This is a genomic window from Mammaliicoccus vitulinus (genome assembly GCF_029024305.1).
Classification (GTDB): Bacteria; Bacillota; Bacilli; order Staphylococcales; family Staphylococcaceae; genus Mammaliicoccus; species Mammaliicoccus vitulinus.
Map to the genome: position 1 here is coordinate 2420384 of NZ_CP118974.1, position 25127 is coordinate 2445510.

General features: G+C 33.5%; 25 protein-coding genes. 5 read left to right on the top strand and 20 right to left on the bottom strand.

Annotation, left to right across the window (positions count from 1 at the left end):
• Positions 1-60 precede the first annotated feature (60 nt).
• The 3 genes from PYW35_RS12135 to PYW35_RS12145 are packed head-to-tail and all read right to left on the bottom strand — an operon-like array spanning position 61 to position 2634.
• A complete protein-coding gene (locus PYW35_RS12135) occupies positions 61-1359 on the bottom strand; it encodes an HD domain-containing protein (protein WP_103323366.1) in 1299 nt (432 codons plus the stop codon).
• Positions 1360-1382: 23 nt separating this feature from the next.
• On the bottom strand, positions 1383-2144 hold the full coding sequence (locus tag PYW35_RS12140; RefSeq protein ID WP_107536941.1) for a 2-keto-4-pentenoate hydratase: 762 nt from the start codon (positions 2142-2144) through the stop codon (positions 1383-1385).
• A gap of 13 nt (positions 2145-2157) precedes the next feature.
• A complete protein-coding gene (locus PYW35_RS12145; RefSeq protein WP_103323525.1) occupies positions 2158-2634 on the bottom strand; it encodes a GNAT family N-acetyltransferase in 477 nt (158 codons plus the stop codon).
• A gap of 682 nt (positions 2635-3316) precedes the next feature.
• Between PYW35_RS12145 and PYW35_RS12150 the strand changes: the two genes are divergently transcribed.
• On the top strand, positions 3317-3853 hold the full coding sequence (locus PYW35_RS12150; RefSeq protein WP_103323507.1) for a helix-turn-helix domain-containing protein: 537 nt from the start codon (positions 3317-3319) through the stop codon (positions 3851-3853).
• An 8-nt stretch (positions 3854-3861) separates the two neighbouring features.
• Positions 3862-4725 (top strand): IS3 family transposase, encoded by an 864-nt coding sequence (locus PYW35_RS12155; protein WP_233709614.1) that lies wholly within the window; start codon positions 3862-3864, stop codon positions 4723-4725.
• Positions 4726-5797: 1072 nt separating this feature from the next.
• Here PYW35_RS12155 and PYW35_RS12160 read toward each other — a convergent pair.
• From PYW35_RS12160 to PYW35_RS12200, 9 genes are all read right to left on the bottom strand, one after another.
• On the bottom strand, positions 5798-6124 hold the full coding sequence (locus PYW35_RS12160; RefSeq protein WP_016912389.1) for a YuzB family protein: 327 nt from the start codon (positions 6122-6124) through the stop codon (positions 5798-5800).
• A gap of 78 nt (positions 6125-6202) precedes the next feature.
• Complete coding sequence (locus tag PYW35_RS12165; protein ID WP_103322682.1) at positions 6203-7042, bottom strand: lipoate--protein ligase family protein; 840 nt, start codon at positions 7040-7042, stop codon at positions 6203-6205.
• Positions 7043-7044: 2 nt separating this feature from the next.
• Positions 7045-8031, bottom strand: a complete 987-nt coding sequence (gene pta, locus PYW35_RS12170) for a phosphate acetyltransferase (protein ID WP_103322681.1) — start codon at positions 8029-8031, stop codon at positions 7045-7047.
• A gap of 119 nt (positions 8032-8150) precedes the next feature.
• Positions 8151-8807, bottom strand: a complete 657-nt coding sequence (locus PYW35_RS12175) for a hypothetical protein (protein ID WP_233709595.1) — start codon at positions 8805-8807, stop codon at positions 8151-8153.
• A 97-nt stretch (positions 8808-8904) separates the two neighbouring features.
• Positions 8905-10704 (bottom strand): purple acid phosphatase family protein, encoded by a 1800-nt coding sequence (locus PYW35_RS12180; RefSeq protein ID WP_103322680.1) that lies wholly within the window; start codon positions 10702-10704, stop codon positions 8905-8907.
• A gap of 274 nt (positions 10705-10978) precedes the next feature.
• Positions 10979-11887 (bottom strand): ABC transporter substrate-binding protein, encoded by a 909-nt coding sequence (locus PYW35_RS12185; protein ID WP_103322679.1) that lies wholly within the window; start codon positions 11885-11887, stop codon positions 10979-10981.
• Positions 11888-11980: 93 nt separating this feature from the next.
• Positions 11981-12787: a MetQ/NlpA family ABC transporter substrate-binding protein gene (locus PYW35_RS12190; protein ID WP_103322678.1), complete on the bottom strand. Its 807-nt coding sequence runs from the start codon at positions 12785-12787 to the stop codon at positions 11981-11983.
• 7 nt (positions 12788-12794) lie between these two features.
• Positions 12795-13466, bottom strand: coding sequence for a metal ABC transporter permease EmtB (gene emtB, locus PYW35_RS12195; protein WP_103322677.1), 672 nt, complete (start codon positions 13464-13466; stop codon positions 12795-12797).
• Positions 13463-14185, bottom strand: a complete 723-nt coding sequence (locus tag PYW35_RS12200) for an ATP-binding cassette domain-containing protein (RefSeq protein ID WP_103322676.1) — start codon at positions 14183-14185, stop codon at positions 13463-13465. Before PYW35_RS12200 ends, emtB begins: the two co-directional genes overlap by 4 nt.
• Positions 14186-14384: 199 nt before the next feature.
• On the opposite strand from PYW35_RS12200, the gene hemQ reads away from it, so the two are divergent.
• Positions 14385-15137, top strand: a complete 753-nt coding sequence (gene hemQ, locus PYW35_RS12205; protein ID WP_103322675.1) for a hydrogen peroxide-dependent heme synthase — start codon at positions 14385-14387, stop codon at positions 15135-15137.
• A gap of 140 nt (positions 15138-15277) precedes the next feature.
• Here the strand turns inward: hemQ and gltS are convergent, their stop codons facing one another.
• The gene (gene gltS / locus PYW35_RS12210) at positions 15278-16486 is read right to left on the bottom strand and encodes a sodium/glutamate symporter (protein ID WP_016912399.1); all 1209 of its coding nucleotides are present in this window, start codon (positions 16484-16486) and stop codon (positions 15278-15280) included.
• 295 nt (positions 16487-16781) lie between these two features.
• Between gltS and PYW35_RS12215 the strand changes: the two genes are divergently transcribed.
• Positions 16782-18137, top strand: coding sequence for an APC family permease (locus PYW35_RS12215; RefSeq protein ID WP_103322674.1), 1356 nt, complete (start codon positions 16782-16784; stop codon positions 18135-18137).
• Positions 18138-18677: 540 nt separating this feature from the next.
• Here the strand turns inward: PYW35_RS12215 and PYW35_RS12220 are convergent.
• From PYW35_RS12220 to PYW35_RS12235, 4 genes are read right to left on the bottom strand one after another with little or no spacing between them, the layout of a single operon-like run.
• Positions 18678-20156 carry an APC family permease gene (locus PYW35_RS12220; RefSeq protein ID WP_103322673.1) on the bottom strand — a complete coding sequence of 493 codons (1479 nt, stop codon included), beginning with the start codon at positions 20154-20156 and terminating at the stop codon, positions 18678-18680.
• Between the two features lie 51 nt (positions 20157-20207).
• Positions 20208-20570, bottom strand: a complete 363-nt coding sequence (locus PYW35_RS12225) for a DUF423 domain-containing protein (protein WP_016913136.1) — start codon at positions 20568-20570, stop codon at positions 20208-20210.
• Between the two features lie 21 nt (positions 20571-20591).
• On the bottom strand, positions 20592-20930 hold the full coding sequence (locus PYW35_RS12230) for a DUF5327 family protein (RefSeq protein ID WP_103322672.1): 339 nt from the start codon (positions 20928-20930) through the stop codon (positions 20592-20594).
• The gene (locus tag PYW35_RS12235) at positions 20927-21586 is read right to left on the bottom strand and encodes a uracil-DNA glycosylase (RefSeq protein WP_016913134.1); all 660 of its coding nucleotides are present in this window, start codon (positions 21584-21586) and stop codon (positions 20927-20929) included. Before PYW35_RS12235 ends, PYW35_RS12230 begins: the two co-directional genes overlap by 4 nt.
• Positions 21587-21700: 114 nt before the next feature.
• Between PYW35_RS12235 and thiD the strand changes: the two genes are divergently transcribed.
• The gene (thiD, locus tag PYW35_RS12240) at positions 21701-22531 is read left to right on the top strand and encodes a bifunctional hydroxymethylpyrimidine kinase/phosphomethylpyrimidine kinase (RefSeq protein ID WP_103322671.1); all 831 of its coding nucleotides are present in this window, start codon (positions 21701-21703) and stop codon (positions 22529-22531) included.
• A gap of 752 nt (positions 22532-23283) precedes the next feature.
• On the opposite strand, the gene PYW35_RS12245 is transcribed toward thiD, so the two are convergent.
• The 3 genes from PYW35_RS12245 to PYW35_RS12255 all read right to left on the bottom strand — a co-directional run bounded on the left by PYW35_RS12245 (position 23284) and on the right by PYW35_RS12255 (position 25123).
• The gene (locus tag PYW35_RS12245; RefSeq protein ID WP_213017701.1) at positions 23284-23619 is read right to left on the bottom strand and encodes a hypothetical protein; all 336 of its coding nucleotides are present in this window, start codon (positions 23617-23619) and stop codon (positions 23284-23286) included.
• A 95-nt stretch (positions 23620-23714) separates the two neighbouring features.
• On the bottom strand, positions 23715-24452 hold the full coding sequence (nagB, locus tag PYW35_RS12250) for a glucosamine-6-phosphate deaminase (protein ID WP_103322192.1): 738 nt from the start codon (positions 24450-24452) through the stop codon (positions 23715-23717).
• 2 nt (positions 24453-24454) lie between these two features.
• On the bottom strand, positions 24455-25123 hold the full coding sequence (locus tag PYW35_RS12255) for an N-acetylmannosamine-6-phosphate 2-epimerase (RefSeq protein WP_103322193.1): 669 nt from the start codon (positions 25121-25123) through the stop codon (positions 24455-24457).
• Between the last annotated feature and the right edge of the window lie 4 nt (positions 25124-25127).

The following is a 25127-nucleotide window of genomic DNA, read 5'->3' on the forward strand; positions in this document are numbered from 1 at the left end:
CCTCATTTAATTCATGTTTACATCATACTAGAGTATCAGACTGACATTCAAGTTTGTAATCTATACGAGTTCATTTAATAGATTAATAATATCTCCTTTAATATCTTCATCTTCCATCTCTAAAATTAATTCTTTTGGATAATACAATTTATAATCAAGTCGTTTAATACCTGTAATACTATGAATGATAACAGACTGACTACTAATTTCTTTAATGTGACCACTCTTTTGCAACAAATGAATCGGTTGTCGATTTGAGCCTGGTCGATCATAGTCGTACGGTAAGTCAGAAAAAGAATCACAAACAAAGTAGTACTCTGGATCGATACCGCCCTTTTCAAATAAATCTGTCAGTTCACCAATCGTAATAATAGAACCATCAAAAGGTAAATATTTAAATAAATCACGATTCACAAAGCGCTTACTCAAATCGCTCAATATTTGATCACCTTCTTCAGTCCACTCTTCTAAATAATACATGACGACTGTTTCATCTAAACGTATATAGTCTTCAATAGAGACGTCACCTTCAAAAAATGGAATTAAATATTTAGGCTTTTCTTTAAATGAATACCCTTCGTCATAGAGCGCTTTTGCACGTTTGAAACATCTATTAAGCAACACTTCTCCACCGCGACTTACAGGATGGAAATAAATTTGCCAATACATTTGATAACGACTCATCAAAAAGTTCTCTACTGCATGCATACCACTTTCTTTAATAAGCACTTCGTCTTTAGAAGGTCGCATTAAACGTAATACACGCTCCATATCAAACTGACCGTAACTCACACCCGTGAAATAAGCATCACGTTGTAAATAGTCCATTCGGTCTGCATCTATTTGAGAAGAAATCATTGAAATGACTAATTTATTTTCATGTGTTTTGTTAATTACTTCTGCCACTTCAGTTGGAAAATCAGGCGACACTCTTCTTAACACTTCATTAACTTCTGTATCACCTTTAATAATCAACTGAGTAAAAGCTTCATGATCCGTTAAAAATATTTTTTCGAAACAATGAGAAAATGGACCATGACCTAAGTCATGTAATAATGCTGCACATAACGCAAGTGGTCTATCTTTATTATCCCAAGATGGTCTTCCATCAAATACTTCGTCTACCATTCTTCTCACAATTTCATAGACACCTAATGAATGTCCAAAGCGACTATGCTCAGCTGTATGGAAAGATAAATAAAGTGTTCCAAGTTGTTTAATTCTTCTTAAGCGTTGAAATTCTTTCGTTTTAATTAGATCCCATATTAATTGATCGCTAACATGTATATAACGATGAACAGGATCTTTAAAAACTTTTTCTTCAGGTAATTTTTTTGTTCCATAAGCTTCCTGTGTCACTCTGTTCCCTCCATTTCTTCTCATTATTCAACCGTAAATTCAATGTCACCCACATTTTCATATTCTGCTTTATAAACACCTTTTGTTAATGGTTTTGGTAAAATAAATGTCCCACTTGATACAAACATTCCAGGCGTTAAAGAACGGTTATATTCTTTAATTTTAGAAATGAGCCATTGAACAGCTTTAGCAGGATGACCTTCTACTTCTGTACTATAACCTGATGCAATCTCGTTACCATCTAACAACAATGTTCCTTTTATATTATCAATATCTTCATATGTTAATTTCTTAGGTTCACCATAAATAATGCCACCACTAACCGCACTATCTGCAATAATCTCCGTGACAGTTAAATTAGGGAACCAATTAGAAAATCGAGAATCTGGAATTTCGACTCCTGGAGCAATAAGACATTTATTCATAATGTCTTCTAAACTGTCTTCTTCCGTCAATTCCTCTTGCACGATAAAGACTAATTCTAATTCTGCTAAAGGTTCGTTTAAATCATTTAAATAAATACGTGGACCAAAAATAGTCGTCTCACCCATCGCGCCATATAAAGGCGTCGCTGATGAGAATATATTTCTCGTTTCTTGACTCGTTAAACTAATTTTATAGCCTTTATGAATCTCCGTCTCTTCCTTACGTTGCAACACACCTTCTTGAATATCGTATGCCGCATATTCAGTAATATTCGAAGGTAAAATACCATTTGGAATAATTGATTTATTTTCATATGCTTCATAAAACTGAGAAACCCATTTATTTAGTGATTGTTCCATTACAAACGACCTCCTAAAAAGTTTTTTTCATTAGCGTTGTACACATTGTATCGCCAAACAATAACTCTTCGTACTCACGTATTACTTCAAAGCCTTCCTTTTTATAAAAGGCAATACCAATATCGTTCTTGCCATCAACCTCTAAGTAAACCTCATTGTATAAACCTTTATATTGATCTAGACCAGCATAAAGGAGCGCTTGACCATATCCCTCACGCTGCGCTTCAGGTAGAACATAATGAGACGATAGATATAGCTCCGTACCTTTAATAAAGTTAGCAAAACCAACAATCTTATTACCATCTTCTGCGACAAAGAAATCCGAATCATTAATACGCTTCTGAAGCATCTCCTTAGAGTATGACGCATTTAAGAATGCCGTCACAGTACTAGCCGTATAAATATTGGTATACGTGTCATACCAAGCCTTAGATGCTACATTTTTAATGCCTGAATAATCTTCTATCGTTGCTTTTCTTACATTTGCCATAAATATCTCTCCTCTATCTACCTTCCACATCAAGTGAGACACTTGATGTCTATTATTCTAAGTTTGAATCTTCCCTGTATTTCACTATATTCACTGTGTAGATTTTAAATAACTTTATATCTACCATTATAGATAATTATATCATTTATATATTAAAAACTATAATATTCAGAATACTTAATTATACCCGAAAACCCTTTAGAAATGTATTATTTGTTAAGTAAGTTAACACATCATACAGTTTAAATTTAATATCTAAGTTTGTCATGTAAATATGAGATGTGTTTATAATCTTTTTCAGCTGTATAAATATTTGTTTTTTTAAGTTGAGCATGATATCTCCTGAGTCTTTGTGAGTTAAGTCCAAAGTTAATCCAAGACTTTGCTTAAGTCGTGAGTTAAGTCCAAAGTTAATCCAAGACTTTGCCCAAGTCGTGAGTTAAGTCCAAAGTTAATCCAAGACATAGCTGAAGTCGTGAGTTAAGTCCAAAGTTAATCCAAGATATTGCCCAAGTCGTGAGTTAAGTCCGAAGTTAATCCAAGACTTTGCCCAAGTCGTGAGTTAAGTCTGGAGTTAATCCAAGACTTTGCCCAAGTCGTGAGTTAAGTCTACAGTTAATCCAAGACTGATGTGCACCCCAAAAGTTGAACCTCAAATCTAGCTTATAGGGGTGCATTATTTATGAGAAAAAAATATGATTTTAACTTTAAATTAAAATTAGTAAAAGAGTACTTAGATGGTCAATCAGGTTATAAAGCACTTACCTTAAAACATGACATTTCCAGTTCATCTGTCATTCAAATATGGGTCAATCAATATAAAGAGTTTGGAGAAGATGGCTTACAAGAAAAAAGAAGAAACACTGTTTATACTAGCGAATTTAAATTATCTGTTATAAAATTTAGACAAGAAAATATGTTGTCTTATCGAGAAACAGCTAATCATTTTAAGATTATTAATCCTATAATGGTTGCCAATTGGCAACATCAATTTGATGAAAAGTGTCGTCTTGATCTAGCTAATAAACAAAAGGGACGGTCTATCAATATGGATAAAAAATATTCGGAAACTGATAATAAAAATTCATCTCTAAATGAAAATGAACGTGAAGAACTCGAAAGACTTCGCAATGAAGTTGAAACGTTAAAGGCAGGTATTGCTTATCAAAAAAAGTTACAAGCCTTGACCGACATATACGGAAGCAAAAATCAGAAATAGTAAAGATCATTACGGAACTACACGAAACACTTAATATAAAATTGAGTATTTTATTCAAAGTCGCTAAATTAGCTAAATCTGTATATTATTATTGGATAAATCAGTTCAATAAACCTAATAAAGATGATGAACTGATTAAAGTAATAAAAGAAATATGTAAGGAATCTAATTATACCTATGGTTATCGAAGAGTTACACAAGATTTAAGTAATAGAGGTATCAAAGTAAATCATAAAAAAGTAAGAAGATTAATGAAAGAATTAGGGTTATCTTGTTCGAAATTTACGCATAGAGGGCGTAAATTTCGATCATTCAAAGGTAAAGTTGGTAAGGTCGCTAAAAATATAATAAATCGTAGATTTAAAACACATGTCCCTTTTCAAAAAATAGTGACAGATATTACAGAATTCAAGTTGAAGAATGGCCAAAAATTATATTTATCTCCTTTTATGGACTTATATAGTTCGGAGATTATTAGTTTTGAAATTTCAAAACGTCCTTCGTTAGAGATTGTCATCAATCCACTAAAAGAAATGATAGCTATGCGTCCAGATTTAAGCTATCGTTTAACGATACACTCAGATCAAGGTTGGCATTATCAACATTCGCAATACACTAAATTATTAAAAGCAAATAAAGTATTTCAAAGTATGTCTAGAAAAGGTAATTGTTTAGATAACTCAGTTATGGAAAACTTTTTCGGACTACTTAAACAAGAGATGTATTATGGTCAAGAATTCGAAGATTTTCAGCAACTAGAACAAGCTATACATCGTTATATTCATTTTTATAATAATGAAAGAATCAAATCAAAATTAAAAGGCTTATCTCCTAAAAAATTCAGGAAACAAACCTTTAAAATATCATACTAAAAAAGTTCAACTTTTTGGGTTCAGTACAGACATTGCCTAAGTCGTGAGTTAAGTCCAAAGTTAATCCAAGACATTGCCCTACTCGTGAGTTAAGTCCACAGTTAATCCAAGATATTGCCCTACTCGTGAGTTAAGTCTGGAGTTAATCCAAGACATTGCCTAAGTCGTGAGTTAAGTCCGAAGTTAATCCAAGACTTTGCCCAAGTCGTGAGTTAAGTCTGGAGTTAATCCAAGACATTGCCTAAGTCGTGAGTTAAGTCTGAAGTTAATCCAAGACATTGACCAAGTCGTGAGTTAAGTCCGAAGTTAATCCAAGACATTGACCAAGTCGTGAGTTAAGCCAGAAGTTAATCCAAGACATTGCCCTACTCGTGAGTTAAATCCACAGTTAATCCAAGACATAGACCAAGTAGTGAGTTAAGTCCACAGTTAATCCAAGACATTTTTGTACATACTTAAATCGTCATTTTTGTGCTGATTTTGTAAAGTGCGGACGCCCGGGGGAATAGTATGAGTGAGAGACTACAGGCTCGAGCCATACCCCCAGGCAAGCATGGACTTTACAAAATCGTAGCTTTCCTAAAAAATAACAACTCATTTCTATCGAGAGACTTCTATGTTGCTTGTTTGCTCAGTCTTGCAACATACAGACCTTCTATGTTGCTTGTTTAGTTAGTCTTGCAACATACAGACCTTCTATGTTGCTTGTTTAGTCAGTCTTGCAACATTCAGACCTTCTATGTTGCTTGTTTAGTCAGTCTTGCAACATTCAGACCTTCTATGTTGCTTGTTTAGTCAGTCTTGCAACTTACAGACCTTCTATGTTGCTTGTTTGGTCAGTCTTGCAACTTTCGGACCTTCTATGTTGCTTGTTTGGATAGTCTTGCAACTTTCGGACCTTCTATGTTGCTTGTTTGCTCAATCTTGCAACATAGAAGGACTTCACAAAATCAGTAATATAAAAATCACCCAATCCGAAAGGGAATACAACGGGTTGGGTGATTTTTTTTTGAGAAAGGGAATAATGTCCTAATCTCTTTTTACGAACTGATTCCAGCTCGTAATTTTCTTTTTATTTATTCAACTTTTTATTCAACTTGTCGTCGAGCTCTTTTTGTCGGCGTTTTCGTTCTTCGTTTCTAAGACGCAATCTTTCTTCTTCTTCTGGATCGCGTTTCTTTTGAAGTTGTTTTTGGATTTTTTCCATAAGTTCTTCTTCTGTTAATGCAGCACATGGGCGGTTATTAACGAATGCGAATGTTTTTCTTCTGCCCGGTCCACAATAAGACTGACATGCTACTTCTACTTCCGCTTCTGGATCTAATTTCTTTAATTTTTTCAGTAGTGACGGTAAATTGACAGCTTGGCAATCATCGCAGACTTGGAATTTATTTCGCATTTGTTTCCCCACCTTTCTCATTTTCTATTTTAGCAATAAATTATTATACCACCTTAACAGTTGTTTGAGAATGTCATTTTATTGTTTTTTCATATTTCGAATCATTTTATCATTTCGCTCAATCATTCTTTCGAAATATTTATCATATAGTGCCCACTCTTCTGTTGTGACGGGATTCATATTTAATGTTGCGCCTAATGTTTTTAGGCTTCCTAACAGTTTGAACAGTATGTCATTGGTCGTATATTCTTTATCTAACAACTCATTTAATGATGCCATGCTTTCAGGAATGATTGTTGGATAGATAAATTTTGTTTTTTCGTTTTTAAGTGCATGTTGATAGAATTCTTTCATCATTTCTGCGCGTTCTGCTCCAGACCCTTCAACACATAAATAAATTTGTACTGCTATACCACCTTTAACTCTTCGTTGTGATATACCTGCAAATTTTCTATTATTGATACTTAAATCATAGCTACCTGGGCAGTATGATGCCGTGATTTCTTTATTTTCAATAGTATTTGTTTCTTCTTTAAACATTTCACGTATGAGACGTAACATCACTTCATATCCAGTATCAATGGATACATCATGCTTACCTTTAAAAATCAAAGATATATTTAGGACACCTTTATCTAACACAACGCCTAAACCGCCTGAATTTCTTACGATTGCACTATATCCTTTAACATCGTTTAAAAATTCAATACCATCCTTTAAAAAAGGTAATCTAGAGTCATGTATACCTAATATCACGACGTGGTTGTGTATCCATGTCCTTACGACACTTGGACTTTTATCATTTCCTACTTGATCACAAAATGTATCATCGAAACTAAAGGACTGCATCGGCTGCAGTCCTGAAGTGTGGTCAATGTATCGCCATTCTTGTGTAAAATAATCTTGCAAAGTTGCCATGATTATATTGTTTGAGCAGCTGTAATAATAGAAAGACTGTATACGTCTTCTGCTGAACAGCCACGTGATAAATCGTTAACTGGCGCGTTTAAGCCTTGTAATACAGGACCAACTGCATCAAATCCACCTAAACGTTGCGCAATTTTATATCCAATGTTACCCGCTTCTAAGCTAGGGAAAATAAATACGTTTGCATCACCTTGAATATCAGAGTTTGGTGCTTTTTTAGCAGCCACTTCTGGTACGATTGCAGCATCAAATTGGAATTCTCCATCTAATACAACATCTTTCAAGTCTGTTTCTTTCAAGTTTTCTTGTGCAATTGTAACAGCTTCAGATACTTTTTCAGTATCAGGTGATTTTGCTGAACCTTTAGTTGAGAAGCTTAACATTGCAACTCTAGGAGACATGCCAAATGCTTGAGCAGTTTTAGCACTTTCGATTGCAATTTCAGCTAAATCTTGTGCATTAAGTTCTGGGTTTATCGCACAATCACCAAATACATATTGTTCTTCACCTTTAGTCATGAAGAATACACCTGATGTTTTAGTAACGCCTGGTTTTGTTTTAATGATTTGTAATGCTGGACGCACTGTATCAGCTGTAGAATGTGCAGCACCACTTACAAGTCCATCTGCTTGGTTAGTGTAAACGAGCATTGTACCGAAGTAGTTTACATTGTTTAATACTTCTTCAGCTTGTTCTACAGTTGCTTTACCTTTACGACGTTCAACAAATTTTTCTACTAAATCAGCTTTTAATTCGCTTTTTTCAGGATTGATAATTGTGATGCCATCGATTGATAAATTAGCACCAGCTGCAGTTTCTTTAATTTTTTCTTCATTTCCAAGTACGATTGGTGCAACCAAATCTGTAGCTTGTAATTTAACCGCTGCTGTTAATACACGAGCATCGTCACCTTCTGGTAATACGATACGAACATTCTTACCTGATAGTTTGTCACTTAGGACATTAAGTAAATTAGACATAATTGCCTCCTATATATGATTGCTATTATTTTTCCATTCATCATTATAACATTTTTTCATAAATTTTCACGTATACGAACCTTGAATTGGCTTTGTAAAAATAGCAGACATTATATTTTTTATTTTGATAATATTTTTTTCCATTCTTGAACTAATTCTTTATCTTTAACCTCTGTAAACATAACGTTCGGTTTTAAGTTGGGATCTTTGCCATTATAATCTTTAGCGGCAAATCCGGTAGATAACGTAACATCTTCATTTTGAGTAAATTGATGTTGATATACTTTCCCATTATCTGCAAACAAATATTTAGTAATTGGTTTGCTCACATCTGCCACGTCATTATAACCTTGAATGTTCGTTAAATCTTGAGCTTGTTCATCGTAGCCTTTCACTTGATTGTTAGAATGATATGCAGAAACCCCAACAACATTATGTATTTTAAAAGCTTTTTCTCCTGGTTTGTCATGATTCGTAATTTGTATTTCTCCATCTTCAGTCATTGCATAGCCATCACCTTTAGTGTGTTCACTACTGCTAAAATAACGATTAGATATCGCTAAACCTTTTTCTTCGCCATATTGGTCAACATAGTTTAGTACTTTTTGCTTTAATGCATCTTTCTCTTTATCCGACAACTTAATTTCTTTAGCTTTAACTTCGTTTGTTTCCATTTTATGCTGCGTTTCTTTCTTTTCAGTTGATTCATTACTACAACCACTTATTAAACAAATTAACATGATAAAAGCGCTCAAGTATTTAAATTTATGTTGCAAAATAATCTCTCCTTCTATTTACAAATAGACGTCTCCACAAAAAATTATTTGCAGGAGACGTCTCATGTTTATGTTGATATCACTTTAACAATGATGCTTACTTCTTAATGCCGAATTCATCTACTAATTTAACTTGTCTTTGTTCACCTTTACTAATATCTCCATGCAATTGATAGATTTTAACTACGAGTTCATCACCTGATACATCATAAACTGAGAAGTTTTGGTCAGATGAATCACGGTTATTTTCATGACTATCATTAAATGCATCTGTTTTATGAGGTTGCTCACCTAATGCAAACAAACTATTATAGTGATCTAATTGCTCTTGTGTTAAGTCTTTTAATTCAGGTCTTACCTTTTTAATATGTTCTAACGGACGATCATAAATGCTATCGTATGCTTTAGTTCCCCCTGTGTTAGGTAATACATACACAGAACCTTTAGGATTATCATAATACGTCACATTATCCTTGCCACGTATTTGTTTCGCATCTTCTTTTTTCGCATTTACAAAGCTATTTTTTGTCGTTGTATGTTCAAGTGGTTTAGTACGAGAAAGTACATGGTCATGACCTTGAAGCACTAAATCAACATCTAAATCATCGATTTGTTTAGTCAGTTCATCACGAATTTTAGCGACATCTTCATCTGATAATGCATGATAAGATTTAGAATACATCGGTTTGTGAAGGTTTAAAATAACCCATTTCGAACCATTCTTTCTTGCATCTTTGATATCCTGTTTAATCCATTCCATCTGCTCTTTCCCAATTGCTTTTTCATCTGGATTATCTTTTGATTTTTTATTGTCATTCGTATTAGCGACAACCATATGTGCACCATTATAATCAAATGAATAATATGAACCACCATTTACTGCGTTATTTTCTTTCGGCACATTGACATGATCGTTATAAGTCGTTAACAATTTTTCATCATCTTCGCTTAGTGCATATTCATCATGATTACCAGGTGCAGAAGCTATCGGTAATGAAATAAATGATGGACGTGATTGATCATATAAATCGCCCCACTCGTCTTCAATCTCAGCAGTCTCTACAAAATCTCCTGTATGAAGTGCAAAGTTAGGGTTACCAGCTGTTTGAATCGCATTACTTAGTGTATCAGCACCAAATTGCGCTTCATTCCTTACATTTTCATTCCAGTATGCATTTTGAGTATCTGTATATTGAACAAATTGGAAGTGATCTCCTTTGTTTCCTGATGTTTTAAATTGACCAACTTCACTTTGAGGACCACTCGCACTACCAACGCGATAATAATATGTAGTATTTGGTTTTAAATCATTTGCTTCAGCTTTATAGCTATATTCTGGAACTGTCGTTAACTCTGACTTTCCGTGTTTATCACCGCGTGTCCATTCTGGCCCTTCAGCATTTTTATCTGTGTAATAGCCTTTTATCTTTTCTTTCCCATTCTCATCTTTAATTGGTTCACCTTCGTCATCTTTTTCCAAATCTGCAAAGATGAAATTCCCATTCTTATCACGCTCTACATATTTGGAATTAACTTTTTTAGATGTAGCATCAAAGGAACGTGCGTCATCAAATTGACCCGTTTCAGAAACCCATACTTTAGCATCTTTAAATTGATCAGTTGTATACCAATTAAAAGCCATTTCCGTTTTAGTATCACCTTTAAAGTTCGTAATAATACGGTTAGGTTGATTTTTCTTCGGCACAGGTGCTACCTCAGGCTTTTGAGCTGTCACTTTAATTTCAGAATCATTCGCCTTATCCACTGTTTCTAATGTGCTTACTCCCGGATTTCCTGATCCACTTGCTTCTGCCGTTCCAGATGTCGAAATCCCTAATAATAACATCATACATGCTGTACCACTTAAGAATCGTTTTGCTATTGACTGATTATACATATGTACACTTCCTCCTAATTAACCCTAGTGATTTTAAATGCGCTATATAAAGAAGTGTATCAACCGTAAGTTAACCTTTTGTAAAGATAGTATGAGTATTGTATGAATATCATTTTAAGTTACGCAATTGAAGATGTATGAATCTACAGATCCGAAACTACCTTTAGACATACTTTACAAAAGGACATATAAAAATCTCCCAATCCAATTGTTAAATCCAATGGATTGGGAGATATATTAAAGTTTGATATTTCAAACGCTTCAACATTATATTCTATTTTTTCAATAGTTCTTTCTTAAATGTTTCAGCTTGTTTCTCAACGGAAATTAAGTCACCATATATGGCTTCATCACTTGTATAATAAATAACATTTCCGTTTTTCACTGCTTTATTATTTTTCCAAATTGTTGATTCAGTAAATTCTATATTAGGCTTCTTACCATCTGTAGTTGGGATGAATAAGTAGTCACCTGAATAATCATTAAATTTTTCTTTTGGAACTTTCATGAATTTCTCAGCTGGCATTGCTTTTTTCGCTTCTGGATCTTCTTTCAATTTAAACCCGTCATATATGGCATCACTACCTCTACCAAATCGAGCTCCGAATTGATAAATGTCTTTTGCTTGTACGTCCATTATTGATGCAGTCTTATCTTCACCAATATGTTTTTTAATTTCTTTGCCATCTTTTAATAGTTTATCTGACAGTTCTTCAGCTTGTTTTTTTGCTTTTTCTTCTTTGTTTACTAATTTACCGTATTCAATATGCGTACCTTTATAATCAGTATCTTGTACTTTTAATGAAACAGTCGGTGCAATTTTTGAAAGCTTATTATTATTTTTGTTCTCTTTATATGTAACAATTAAATCTGGTTTAAGTTTTGCTGCAGCTTCAACATCTTCTGGATCCACTTTTTTAACATCTTTCATGTCTAAATATTTCGAATTTGGAAATACACTCGTTATCCCGATTGGTTCTACTCCTAATTTTTTCAGATTACCATAATTAGCAGTAAGCAATAGAATACGTTTAGGATTTTTAGGTATTTTGACTTTATCTCCGCTTTCAGTAGTAAACGTTCTTTCTTTGCTATCATTTTTACTACTAGAAGCTTCATTTTTATTCCCGCAAGCAGCCAATAATAAAGATAAACACAACACAAAGCTTAATATTTTTTTCATTTATTGCACCTCTTCTTTTAATTGATAACTATTATCAATTATATACGATTAATCAACTTATTCAATATATATCGAAAAGTAAATATTGTACGTTTAGAATGACGGTATTAATGTATCTTTATGTTGTTCTTTTAAATATTTTTTCACTGCGTCACTTTTCATTGCTTTATTTAATGCTTTAATTTTATCGGAATCTTTATTATCTTCTCTCGCAACTAATTGTATAGAAAAGCGGTTATCAATATTTTTTTCTAAGAATAATGCGTCAGCTGGTTTTAATCCTATTTTTGAAATATAAGTTGGATAGTTATAAACAAGCGATACATCTTTCTCACTATAAGTTTCTGCTAAATTAAGTAAGTCTACTTTTAACCATTTAAAATCTTTAGGATTTTCTATAATATCTTTAGTTGTTCCGTTGACGCCAACGCCATCTTTTAATTTGATTAATCCTTGTTCTTCAAGAATTGCTAAAGCTCTTCCCTCGTTTGAGATATCATTAGGTATCGCAACTTTAGTTCCTTTTGGTATCGCGTTAATATCTTTATATTTTTTAGAATAAAAACCTACTTTTGCATCGTAAATCGGTTGTATCGTTGCTAAGTTAGCATCTCTTTCTTTATTGTATTTTTCCATAAAGGGTTTATGCTGAGCGAAACTTGCATCCGCTTCTTTACTACTAACCATGTCGTTATAAGCAACATTATCGTTAACTTGTACGAGTTTGATTTCCCATCCGTCTTTTTTAGCCTCTTTAGCTGCTTCTTTTACAACATCTGTCATAGGAGGTGCTTGTGAAGCGACTTTAATAACTTTGTCTTCATTGTCTTTCTTATTCGCGCCACAACCAGAAATGATTACACTAAACATTAATATAAAAACAAATAAACTTTTTTTCATATCTACACTACTTCCTTTTGTCTAATTTTCGGGAAAGATTGTTCCCCAACATTTGAATGATAAATACACTAATAATAATGATAATAATTGAAAAATACATCACTTCATTTTCATAACTTTGGTAACCGTAGCGAATAGCAAAATCTCCTATGCCACCTCCGCCAACAATGCCCATAACAGTTGAATAAGAAACCATACTCACAGTTGTCGTCGTGTAAGCTAATATAATACCACTACGTGATTCTACTAATATAAAATTCCAAATATATTTTAGTTTGGTAGCGCCTAATGATTCTGCCAACGTCTTAATATCACCAGGTATATCTAGCAATACTTGCTCAACTAATCTTGAGAATATCGCGATACCAACAATACTCAACGGTATTATAGAAGGATAAGGCCCAAAAGCACTTCCTAAAATGAGTCGCGTTAATGGTATTAAACTGATTACAAATAATAAATATGGGAATGAGCGAATAAAAGTAATCAAGAAATTAAAAGACCAATAATAGTTGATATTTAATTCTCTAATACTTGGATTCGATAAAAACAATGCAATTCCTAGAGGTAGACCTATTAATAAAGTCATAATCATTGAGTACCCTAGCATAATACAAGTCTCTTGTAATGATTGAATCAGTTCCGGTAAATAATAATTGATTTTTTCTAAAAAAGTCATCCTTCAATACTCCGTTTAACGTTTTCTAAATAAGAAGCAGTGTTCTTTTCTGCACTTTTATTTCTATTCTCAATAATATCTAGCAATTGACCGTCCTCCATAACACAAACTTTTTCACATAATTGTTTCACAACGCTCAACTCGTGTGTAACAAAGATGATTGTAATATTGAATTCATGATTAATATTTTTGAGCATTTTAATAATGGTTTCAGTGTTGTTCTCGTCTAAACTACTCGTTGCTTCATCACATAATAGAATATCTGGATTTCTAACTAAAGCGCGTGCTAATGAAACACGTTGCTTCTCTCCTCCAGATAATTGTGAAGGATAGCTTTTCGCTTTATCTTCTAAGCCAACAAACTGTATCAATTCATTCACTTTATGCTGATCTTCTTTGTTGATAATTTTCAGAGGTAAAGCTATATTCTGATAAACATTCAAGTTATTCAATAAATTATAATTTTGAAAAACCATACCGATTTTTTCTTTATATTTTCGAATGACCTTTTTAGATGCATCATTAATTGCTTTATCTTCAAAAATAATTTGACCTTCAGTTGGCTGCTCTATAAAATTAAGCAACTTTAATAAAGTCGATTTCCCTGATCCACTCTTTCCTACAATCCCTGTTATAGACCCTGATTCTATAGTTAAAGTAAAGTTTTGAACAGCATACTTATCGTTATATTTTTTTGATACATTTTCTAATTTATACAAATTTTTACTCCTAGTTAATATTTTTAAAATCGATTCTATAATCATTATCCAATAATTGAAATCGATAATCAATGTCAATAAATTTCATTTTCATGATATTTTCCTTTCACAACAATGTAAAGAGTTGAGTCATATAATCGCTTTCTAGTATGATAGACTTATAAAGAAGATATTATTTTCTAAAAGGAGCGAAAGTAAAATGAACGAAGCAGCAAAAACATTAGATGGTTGGTACAGCTTGCATTTATTTTATTCAATAGATTGGACTAGCCTTAAAACTGTACCAGAAGATGATAGAACTACAATGATTAATGAATTCAAAACTTTCCTTGAAGCATTAGAAACAGTTCATAATAACAAAGAAGGTTCACATGCTTTCTACAACATTACAGGTCAAAAAGCAGACTTAATGTTATGGTTCTTACGTCCTGACGTTAAGCAATTGAACGTTTTAGAAAATGAATTTAACAAATTAAACATCAGTGATTTCTTAATTCCTACTTATTCTTATGTTTCAGTAGTAGAACTTTCAAACTATCTTGCTGGTGATTCTGATGAAGATCCATATGAAAATCCACATGTAAAAGCAAGATTATATCCAGAAGTTCCACGTTCTGAATACGTGTGTTTCTACCCAATGGATAAAAGACGTGACGGTGATGATAACTGGTATATGCTAGATATGGATCACAGACGTAGCTTAATGCGTTCTCACGGTTTAATTGGACGTAGCTATGCAGGCAAAGTAAAACAATTCATTACGGGTTCTGTAGGCTTAGACGACTACGAATGGGGCGTAACATTATTTAGTGATGACATGTTACAATTCAAAAAATTAATCTATGAAATGCGTTTTGATGAAGTTTCAGCTAAATATGGTGACTTCGGTGCATTCTATGTAGGTAACATTTTAAATATTGATGAATTAGATACATTCTTTCAATTAAATTAATATCTAGTAGTTGAGACATTACGCTCAGCTTAAAATAAATAAACATATCACGCTACTGATTTTGCACAGTATATCGTGATATGTTTATTTTTTATTCAATCTTATGATTTTTGTATGAATCATTTATATCATACTAGTTTTTAGCTAAATAGATTAATAAATAACGTAACGATTGGAACACCTAATAAATCAATTAGGAATGCGCCAACTACTGGTACGACTAAATAAGCTTTTGGTGAGGCACCAAATTTCTTCGTAATAACATCTAAGTTTGCCATCGCATTCGGTGTTGCACCTAATCCATGGCCAATAAATCCACCGATCATAACTGCTGCGTCATAATTTTTCCCTAGTCCTCTGAATACGACAAAGACTGAGAACAGTACGATAAACACGATTTGAGCTAATACGATAATCGTTAATGGTAGAGCAAGTTGGTATATTTCTGTTAACTCAATACTCATTAATGCGATTGATAAGAATAAACTTAATGTAACGTCGCTTACTCGATTGGTAATTTTCATATCAATGATATTTAAATTACCATAATCCGAGATATTTCTAATAATTACTGCCACAAACATCGCGCCTACATAAACTGGAATATTGATGCCTGTTAAATCCGTAAATCCTTCGCCAATAAATGTACCAATAGCCATACAAACAGCGATAATTGTAAACTGAACGATAAACACTGTAGTTGGATTCATTCTACTATGTAAATTTTCATTGTATTCTACTTCACTATAATCTAAACCAGAATCTTTAGCGTCTTCAGGTTTTAGATCGAACTTTTTAATTAAATATTTAACAACTGGTCCACCAATTAATCCACCGGCAACCAACCCTAATGTAGCTGCTGCGAGTGCTGCTGTTACAGCGGAATTAACACCTAAACTTTCTAAAGTTTGACCATAAGCTGCTGCATTCCCATGTCCACCTTCCATCGACATAGAACCAGCAGTTAAGCCTAGTAAAGGTGGTATATTTAATACTTTTGCTAATGAAACACCTATAACGTTTTGACAAAATGCTAATACGCCACAAAAGACGAAGTATAGTATTAACACTTTACCACCAAGTTTTAATAATTTTAATGATGCTCCTAAACCTATTGTTGTAAAGAAAGCGAGCATAAAGAAGTTTTGAATAAAATCAGAATCTAACTTAATCGTTATGATATTTGTTGATTGTAAAATTGCTACTAATATTGCAAATAATAATCCACCAATTACTGGAGCAGGAATACATAAACGTCTCAAAATAGAAACATTACTTACTACCGCTTCTCCTAATAAAAGTAGGATACATGCTAGTGCCAATGTTGTAATAGCATCGAGCTCTAACATTTTACATTCCTCCTTAAACAACAACATTATTTCTATTGTGCTTTATCAATTTTAAAGAAATCGCTTTCAATCCATGATGAACATTATACATACCGATTATTAAAAAATCTACCATGTATTTTTTAAAATAAAATAAATTTTCAAACTATATATTTATCTAAATTTTCAGATATTAATACATCAAATAAAAAATTCTTTAATATTAAAATTTCCGATATACAAATATGCTGTATCGTGTATATTAGGCTATATAAAGATATATCATTCATTGAAATTTTATACATAAGGAGTAGTTATGAAACATAATCAAGAACAATCATTACAGAAATCAATCGGATTAATGACTGCTATTACTATTGTTGTTGGTACGATTATCGGATCAGGTGTATTCGTGAAACCAGCTGTTGTTTTAACATATGCTGGTACTAGTAATATGGCAATTCTTGCTTGGGTTGTTGGGGGCGTATTAACTTTAGCTGCTGGTTTAACAATTTCTGAAATCGGAGCTCAAATTCCCAAAACAGGTGGATTATATGCCTATATTCGTGATATTTACGGTCCATTTTGGGGCTTCTTAACAGGTTGGGTTCAAACGATTATATATGGACCGGCCATTATCGTATCACTTGTATTATTTTTCGGTATACTTGTCACAAATTTCTTTAGTATTAGTAACAATATGAGCGTTTGGGTTGGATTACTCGCACTCATCTTTTTAACAATTGTAAATATTTTAGGTACAAAGTTTGGCGGACTCATGCAAAACGTCACAACTATCGCTAAACTCATTCCTGTATTTGCAATTATCATATTCGGATTACTTTGGGGTAACGAAGGTATTTTCGGTCAAGATGTAACATCACTCATTAAAACGGACGGAGAAATAAACTTCGGTCGTGCTGTCCTTGCAACGTTATTTGCCTATGACGGTTGGATCATGTTGACGAATATGACTGGAGAAATGAAAAAGCCACAAAGAAATTTACCATTGGCAATGTTAATCGGTTTATTAATCGTAACACTTGCTTATGTACTCATTAACATCGCTGTATTTCATGTGATACCTGCAGCAGAATTAGTAGGATTAGGAAACACAGCTAGTGCAGAAGCTGCAAAAACATTATTCGGTGACATAGGTTCAAAAATTGTGAATATCGGTGTCATCATTTCAATATTCGGTTGTTTAAACGGAAAAATCATTACCTTCCCACGTATTCCATTTGCTATGGCTGAAGATGGTTTATTACCAATGCATAAGTTTGTGGGATATATTAGTCCTAAATTCAAATCACCATTAGGCGCATTAACAACTGTATTCGGGATTTCATTCTTGCTCATCATCTTAACATTGTTATTCCCAGAAACAGTGAATGCAGACTATTTATCAGAAGTAACCATATTTATTATTTATATTTTCTATATGATGGCATTCGTAGGGTTATTTATTCTTAGAAAACGCAACAAAGACGTTAAACGAGCATATTCCGTACCGTTGTATCCTTTCATTCCATTATTAGCACTGCTAGGTGGCGCTTTTATTATTATCAATACACTCATCTCAGACTTTATGGGCTCATTATATTCATTGATAATATTAGCAATAGGTATTCCGGTTTATATGTACTTAAAAAACAAACAAAAAACAGACTAGTTTCTAGTTTGTTTTTTTGTTTGTGGTCTTCCAGACTTTCAAATTTAAAATTGTACATACTTAAACAATCAAAAGTGTACATACTTAAATTATCATTTCCAATGTTGTGAGTTAAGTCTGAAGTTAATCCAAGACTTTGCCTATGTCGGGAGTTAAGTCCAAAGTTAATCCAAGACTTTGCCCAAGTCGTGAGTTTATTCCGAAGTTAATCCAAGACTTTGCCTATGTCGTGAGTTAAATCCAAAGTTAATCCAAGACATTTTTGTACATACTTAAATTGTCATTTTTGTGCTGATTTTGTAAAGTGCTGACGCCCGGGGGAATAGTATGCCGCATGCGACTACAGGCTCGAGCCATACCCCAGGCAAGCATGCACTTTACAAAATCATTATAAGTTAGGACATTTATGTCTCAGTTGCTTATCAACTATCTTATTCAAATAGAACGTTGAACTCAAAGTTTTAATTGAGACTCAATAAAACAGACTGCCAACATGTTCACTTTAAGTGACTTTGTTGGCAGTCTGTTTTGTTGTTTTATCTATTTTTTCACATCTGTTTTGGCTTCTAAATCTATCATTTCTTCTTTAGTCTTATCTAAGACTAAGTAGTTTAATTCATCGTTTGTCATTTTTTTAAGTGATGGGTATCTGATCATAAAGAATACAATTCCAAGCACTAACCAGACAAATAATGCAATGTAAGATGGTAATGATAAACTTGCGGGTGATCCTGGAATAAGTAATAAGCATAAGAATATCCCTGCGATAACCGCCCCGATGATCGCAAATGTTTTATATTTCGGATGATACATCATACTTCTTTTGTCATATGAGAACAGTTTGAATGCTGATAAACATGTTATGAAATATGCGATTGATACGCCTGTTGAAGACATATCTACAATCCATGTTAAAGCCGTTCTACCTAACCAAGGTGCTACTAATGCAAGCACTAATATAAATATAATACTGATATATGGCGTATTATATTTTGGGTGTAATTTTTTAAAGACACTTGGCATAACAGATGCTCTACCCATAGAGAATAACAATCTACTAGAACTCATAAAGAATCCGTTCAAACCTGTAAATATGCCCATCATGATTGCCACAACTAACACTGCTAACCCTACGAACGAGAAGGCTTCTTGAACGACTGATCCAGTTATCCATAAGTTTCCACCAACTGCTGATGCGTCTTTAAATAACCAACTTGTCAACAATATCATCATGACATAAGTTAATGCTGAAGCGATTAAACTAAATACGATTAACTTAAATGTCTTACTTGGTGCAAAGTTAAATTCTTCTGCTGTTTGAGGGATATTATCAAACCCTACATATGCCCAAGGTGCAACAGCTAAAATGATTACAATAGACGAGAGCCATCCTTCGTCATTATTAACGACTGGATTAAGGTTAGAGAATGAAAAATCTTGAGTAAAAAATGAACCTGCAAATAACAATATAACGACAACTGCTAAAATCACGCAGAATACATACTGTAAACTACCTGAAAAACTTGAGCCTTTTATACTTATCCAAGCAAAAATTAATAGAATAAGTGAAGATAGTAAAATTTCTGTTATGTACACGTCCCAACCTGCGACTGTATATAATTTACCTTGTTCTAAAAATCCTGGCATAATAAATTTGAAAAGCAGACTAAATGCCGAAGCATTTAATGCAACGATACATATATAACCAAATGTTAAAAACCAAGATGAGAAGAAGGATACATATTTACCAAATCCTAAATATCCAAAAGCAAATGCGCCACCGGAAACCGGAAACTTCTCAACTAGTGCGCCATAACTTACTGCGATAACAATCATTAGTAAAGCGCCGATAAAGATACCGATTGATGCACCTAAAGGCCCAGCTTGAGCAATCCAATCACCAGGTAGTATAAATGCACCCCACCCGATACTCGAACCGTATGCAATAGCCCATACAAATTTTTCTGATAAATTTTTATCTAAATTTCCTCTTGATAAATCTTTCTTATTCCTTGCCATAAATGTTCCACCCTTATATTTAAATTTCGTGAAACGTCATTAAACTTCTTCTTAAACTTTCCAAACTGCAATTACAAGTAATATCCAACTTGCAATAAACAACACGCCACCAATTGGTGTAATAGCGCCTAATATTTTAATTTGTGTAACAGCTAATATATATAATGAACCACTAAAGAATACGATACCAAATGTCATCAACCAACCAGCGACATTTAAACTAGCTGAAGTTGTCCCTGTAATAATACCTATTAAAATTAAACCTAAAGCATGATACATTTGATATGTTGTAGCTTTTTCCCATATATCTAAATATTTAGCTGATAATTTATTTTCTAATCCATGCGCACCAAACGCTCCAGCTGCTACTGCGATCATTGCATTAATTGCACCAATAATAATAAATAATTTCATTTTTTACCTTCCTTTCTATTCTTAAAACTCAAATAGTGAATCTCCGTTACCTATTCCATCATCTGTTGTTAACTGCTTATCATTCGCATCAACTGATGATGAATGAGATACTTTTCCACCCATTTTTCTAATTTCTTCATTAGAAACTTGAGGTTTTTCTTTTTTAACTGGCTTTGTTCGAGTTGAAGAGAAGTTTTGTTCCACTTTTATATCGTGTTTAATACCCTCTTCTTTATCAAATAATCCACTTAAAGTATGAATTGCATGCATATGTCGATTAAAAATTTCATTTGTTGAGGCGTTATCAGCGCCTACTAATTCTTCTTCAATGGCCGCAATTAATTGATCTCTACTAATCATAAATTGTCACCTCCACACCAATTTATAGGTTCCTTCCCGCTTGCAATCAAATATTCATTCGTTTTGCTAAATGGTTTAGACCCAAAAAAGCCTCTGTATGCTGACAACGGACTTGGATGCACTGATTGTATAATATGATGTCGTTCAGTATCAATCAGCTTAATTTTAGATTGTGCCGGTTTACCCCATAAGATAAATACAACATCATCCAACTCACGAGAAACACTTTTAATAATTTCATCAGTGAATATTTCCCAGCCAATATTTTTATGAGAATGTGCTTGATGTGCTTCTACAGTTAAAACAGTGTTTAACAACAACACACCTTCCTTAGCCCAATCTTGTAAATGAGGTGTTTCTCGTTGACACCCTATGTCTGCCTCTAATTCTTTATAAATATTTCTTAAAGAAGGCGGAAACTTCCCAGTTGGTTGCACCGAAAAAGCTAAGCCATGTGCTTGATTAGGACCATGATACGGGTCTTGACCAAGTACGACAACTTTCACGCGATCTAAAGGTGTTAAATCAAACGCTTGATAAATATTTTCCTTATCTGGATAAATCGTTTTATTTTGATAAGCTTTTTCTAAAAATGACTCCATTTCAGAAAAGTCATGCTCAGATTTTATATTGTGAAATATTTCTTGCCAATCCATATAATTCACCTCAATAAAAATGATAACATAGCACTAATGAAAAGGTCATAACTATTTTTTACAATTAAAAAACATGATATGATAAAACATATGAAATATTGGGAGGAATCATCAATGGCATTAAAAAAAGTCTTAACAATCGCAGGATCTGACACAAGTGCTGGAGCTGGAATGCAAGCTGATTTAAAAACATTCCAAGAACACGATACTTATGGAATGGTTGCATTAGCAGCAGTCGTTACAATGGACCCACAAACTTGGGCGCATGACGTAACGCCATTACCTCTTGATTTATTAGATAAACAGTTAAATACTGCTATTTCAATAGGTCCTGATGCAATAAAAACAGGTATGCTTGGTTCAGAAGAAGTTATTAAACGTGCGCGTCAAGCATATGATGAATCTGGATCTGAAATCTTTGTAGTAGACCCTGTAATGGTCTGTAAAGGCGAAGACGAAGTACTTAACCCAGGAAATACTGAAGCAATGATTAAAGAACTATTACCAAAAGCAACAGTCGTGACACCTAACTTATTTGAAGCAGGTCAACTTTCAGGCTTAGGTAAACTGACTTCAATTGATGATATGAAAAAAGCAGCAGAAAAAATCCATGAATTAGGTGCTCAATATATTGTTATTAAAGGTGGAAAAGCATTAGAATCAGATAAAGCTTATGACTTATACTATGACGGTCAAAAGCATATACTGCTCTCTACTGACAAATTCCAATCTAGTTATAATCATGGTGCAGGATGTACATTCGCAGCAGCAACAACAGCTAATTTAGCAAATGGTGAAACACCAGAAGAAGCCATTAAACACGCTAAAGCGTTCGTTGCATCTGCAATTAAAAACGGTTGGAAAATGAATGACTTTGTAGGACCAGTCGATCACGGTGCTTCAAATCGCATTGAAAAAATCGAAGTATACACTGAAGAAGTGTAATAAGAGAGACTGGAACATCGTTCTCAGCTCAAAATCAATAACAACTCATTTCACTGATTTATTCAGCTAGAAATGAGTTGTTATTTTTTTTATAAAATCTTACGATTTTGAAAGTGCATGCTTGCCTGTGGTTGCTTTATAAATATGGTTCGATACTGTAGTCGCGCGCGTCATACTATTCCCCCGGGCGTCAGCACTTTACAAAATCGTTATAACTATCTATTTTATAATTGGATGAGGTTGGTGTGTGGCAGGAACGGGTAGGAGCAGATTGGAATCTGAATGTTGCTTGTTTCGTCAGTCTTGCAACATTCGGACCTTCTATGTTGCTTGTTTGGCCAGTCTTGCAACTTTCAGAGCTTCTATGTTGCTTGTTTGGTCAGTCTTGCAACTTTCAGAGCTTCTATGTTGCTTGTTTGGTCAGTCTTGCAACTTTCAGAGCTTCTATGTTGCTTGTTTGGTCAGTCTTGCAACTTTCAGAGCTTCTATGTTGCTTGTTTGATCAGTCTTGCAACATTCAGACCTCCTATGTTGCTTGTTTCGTCAGTCTTGCAACATTCGGACTTTCTATGTTGCTTGTTCGTTCAGTCTTGCAACATTCGGACCTCCTATGTTGCTTGTTTCCCCAGTCTTGCAACATAGAGCATGTACTTATAAAACAAACAAAAAAAATATAAAAAAAGAGAGCTGATTGAATTTGCATTGTTCAATCGGCTCTCTTTTTAGCTAGAATTTCTATCCCAGCTTCATTATTAATTCATTATGCTAAATTCTGCTGTAACTTTGGCTACAACTTTACGACTCTTAAATAATGTCATTTGGTATTGATAAAATGCATTGTCTTCATGCTTAGTTTCTTTAAGGCATGCTAATTCTGCAGTGTAATTTTCTAATGTCATAATACGCTCAGTTTGTTCGAATTCACTTTTAATCTGTTTGAGTTTCGTATTATTGCCCATAAACGGCTTGAAACTATTGAATTCTCGAAGAATACTTAACAAATATTGTACCGGTACTTCTTCATAATACTGATACCCCATAATATTACAATAATCCAATACCGCTTCATCATTAAATGAAATACGCATTGTTTCCACTACTTCCACCCGCCATTTCTTAAGGCTAATCTCAGTAGTAATTGTACTTTAAAGCTTATAATCATTCAAGAGAATTTTAATAACGGCTATTCATCATCTTCGCTCAAGTATGCGTTATTATCCAATATAATTTCCACATTAGGATGATTATACAAAGCTGATGCTGGTAAATCCGTTGTAATTTCACCAGTCATTAATTTGCGAATGGCATCAGCCTTTTTAGGTCCATAAGCTAATAGAATAATACGTTTTGCTTTTAATATTGATTGAATACCCATTGATATAGCTTGTTTAGGCACTTCTTCAATCGCTTCAAAGTATCTGCTGTTTGCTTCAATTGTAGACTCTGTTAAATCTACAATACTTGTTAAACTTTCAAACGATGTTCCTGGTTCATTAAAGCCGATATGTCCATTTTCACCAATTCCAAGTATTTGAACATCAATCGGACCTTCTTTATCTAACAAACTTTCATAATGTTTTGTTTCTTGTTGAAGATCTTCAGCTGAACCATTTGGTAAATGAATACGTTCTTCATTCCAAGTTGATAAGTGATTAAACAGAACATCGTGCATATACGTATAATAACTTTCAGAATGGTCATAATCTATTCCAATATATTCATCTAAGTTAAAAGTTGTGATTTCATTTAAATCAAGCTCATTAATTCTAATTAAGTTAACGAGCTGTTCGTATACACGAACCATCGTTCCACCAGTCGCTAAACCTAGAACACTTTTTTTATTTGAAATAATTTGCTTTAATAACTCATTAGCAACATAATGACACGCTTCCTCTTTAGAACCTAAATTAATGATTTGCATTATTATCCCTCTATTTCTTTAATAAATCGCTTTGCTATTTCTAAAGGTCTTGTGATTGCGCCTCCAACTACTGTACAGTGCACACCTAAATCTGTAACACGTTTAAACATTTCTGGTGTCATAACATTGCCTTCAGCTATGACTTTTGCATCCACATGGCTTAGCACATCTTTTAAAAATTGAAAATCATTTTCGTATAGAACATGTCCTTTAGTATAATCCGTATAACCTCTTAATGTCGTACCAACGTAATCAAACCCAAGCTTATCAGCATAAACCGCTTCTTCTAAATCTGATACGTCTGCCATGATTTCTACATTTGGTGCATGTTCTCTAATATATGAAACAAGCTCTTCTAGTGATTCTTTAGGTCTTTCTTGTTTTGTTGCATCTAAAGCTATCACGTCACAACCACTTGCAATTAATTCATCAATTTCTTTTGAAGTAGCTGTAATAAAAACTTTAGAGTCTTTATAATCACGCTTTACAATGCCGATCACAGGTAAATCCACTTCTTCTTTTATTGCTATAATATCTTCTTTCGTATTTGCTCGGATACCTTTAGCACCAGCTTGATATGCTGCTAATGCCATCTTACTCATTATAAATGATGAATGCAATGGTTCTCCCGGTAAAGCTTGGCATGAAACAATTAATCCTTGAGGTAACATTTAT

What these genes read in the sequence shown, in the direction of transcription:
- PYW35_RS12185 (WP_103322679.1), bottom strand. Translation starts at nt 11,887, where the DNA reads ATGAAAAAAATATTAAGCTTTGTGTTGTGTTTATCTTTATTATTGGCT.
- PYW35_RS12245 (WP_213017701.1), bottom strand. Translation starts at nt 23,619, where the DNA reads ATGCGTATTTCATTTAATGATGAAGCGGTATTGGATTATTGTAATATT.
- PYW35_RS12180 (WP_103322680.1), bottom strand. Translation starts at nt 10,704, where the DNA reads ATGTATAATCAGTCAATAGCAAAACGATTCTTAAGTGGTACAGCATGT.
- PYW35_RS12190 (WP_103322678.1), bottom strand. Translation starts at nt 12,787, where the DNA reads ATGAAAAAAAGTTTATTTGTTTTTATATTAATGTTTAGTGTAATCATT.
- PYW35_RS12165 (WP_103322682.1), bottom strand. Translation starts at nt 7,042, where the DNA reads ATGGCAACTTTGCAAGATTATTTTACACAAGAATGGCGATACATTGAC.
- PYW35_RS12230 (WP_103322672.1), bottom strand. Translation starts at nt 20,930, where the DNA reads ATGATTAGTAGAGATCAATTAATTGCGGCCATTGAAGAAGAATTAGTA.
- PYW35_RS12220 (WP_103322673.1), bottom strand. Translation starts at nt 20,156, where the DNA reads ATGGCAAGGAATAAGAAAGATTTATCAAGAGGAAATTTAGATAAAAAT.
- PYW35_RS12140 (WP_107536941.1), bottom strand. Translation starts at nt 2,144, where the DNA reads ATGGAACAATCACTAAATAAATGGGTTTCTCAGTTTTATGAAGCATAT.
- PYW35_RS12150 (WP_103323507.1), top strand. Translation starts at nt 3,317, where the DNA reads ATGAGAAAAAAATATGATTTTAACTTTAAATTAAAATTAGTAAAAGAG.
- PYW35_RS12215 (WP_103322674.1), top strand. Translation starts at nt 16,782, where the DNA reads ATGAAACATAATCAAGAACAATCATTACAGAAATCAATCGGATTAATG.
- thiD (WP_103322671.1), top strand. Translation starts at nt 21,701, where the DNA reads ATGGCATTAAAAAAAGTCTTAACAATCGCAGGATCTGACACAAGTGCT.
- PYW35_RS12225 (WP_016913136.1), bottom strand. Translation starts at nt 20,570, where the DNA reads ATGAAATTATTTATTATTATTGGTGCAATTAATGCAATGATCGCAGTA.
- hemQ (WP_103322675.1), top strand. Translation starts at nt 14,385, where the DNA reads ATGAACGAAGCAGCAAAAACATTAGATGGTTGGTACAGCTTGCATTTA.
- emtB (WP_103322677.1), bottom strand. Translation starts at nt 13,466, where the DNA reads ATGACTTTTTTAGAAAAAATCAATTATTATTTACCGGAACTGATTCAA.
- PYW35_RS12255 (WP_103322193.1), bottom strand. Translation starts at nt 25,123, where the DNA reads ATGTTACCTCAAGGATTAATTGTTTCATGCCAAGCTTTACCGGGAGAA.
- PYW35_RS12145 (WP_103323525.1), bottom strand. Translation starts at nt 2,634, where the DNA reads ATGGCAAATGTAAGAAAAGCAACGATAGAAGATTATTCAGGCATTAAA.
- PYW35_RS12235 (WP_016913134.1), bottom strand. Translation starts at nt 21,586, where the DNA reads ATGGATTGGCAAGAAATATTTCACAATATAAAATCTGAGCATGACTTT.
- pta (WP_103322681.1), bottom strand. Translation starts at nt 8,031, where the DNA reads ATGTCTAATTTACTTAATGTCCTAAGTGACAAACTATCAGGTAAGAAT.
- gltS (WP_016912399.1), bottom strand. Translation starts at nt 16,486, where the DNA reads ATGTTAGAGCTCGATGCTATTACAACATTGGCACTAGCATGTATCCTA.
- PYW35_RS12160 (WP_016912389.1), bottom strand. Translation starts at nt 6,124, where the DNA reads ATGCGAAATAAATTCCAAGTCTGCGATGATTGCCAAGCTGTCAATTTA.
- nagB (WP_103322192.1), bottom strand. Translation starts at nt 24,452, where the DNA reads ATGCAAATCATTAATTTAGGTTCTAAAGAGGAAGCGTGTCATTATGTT.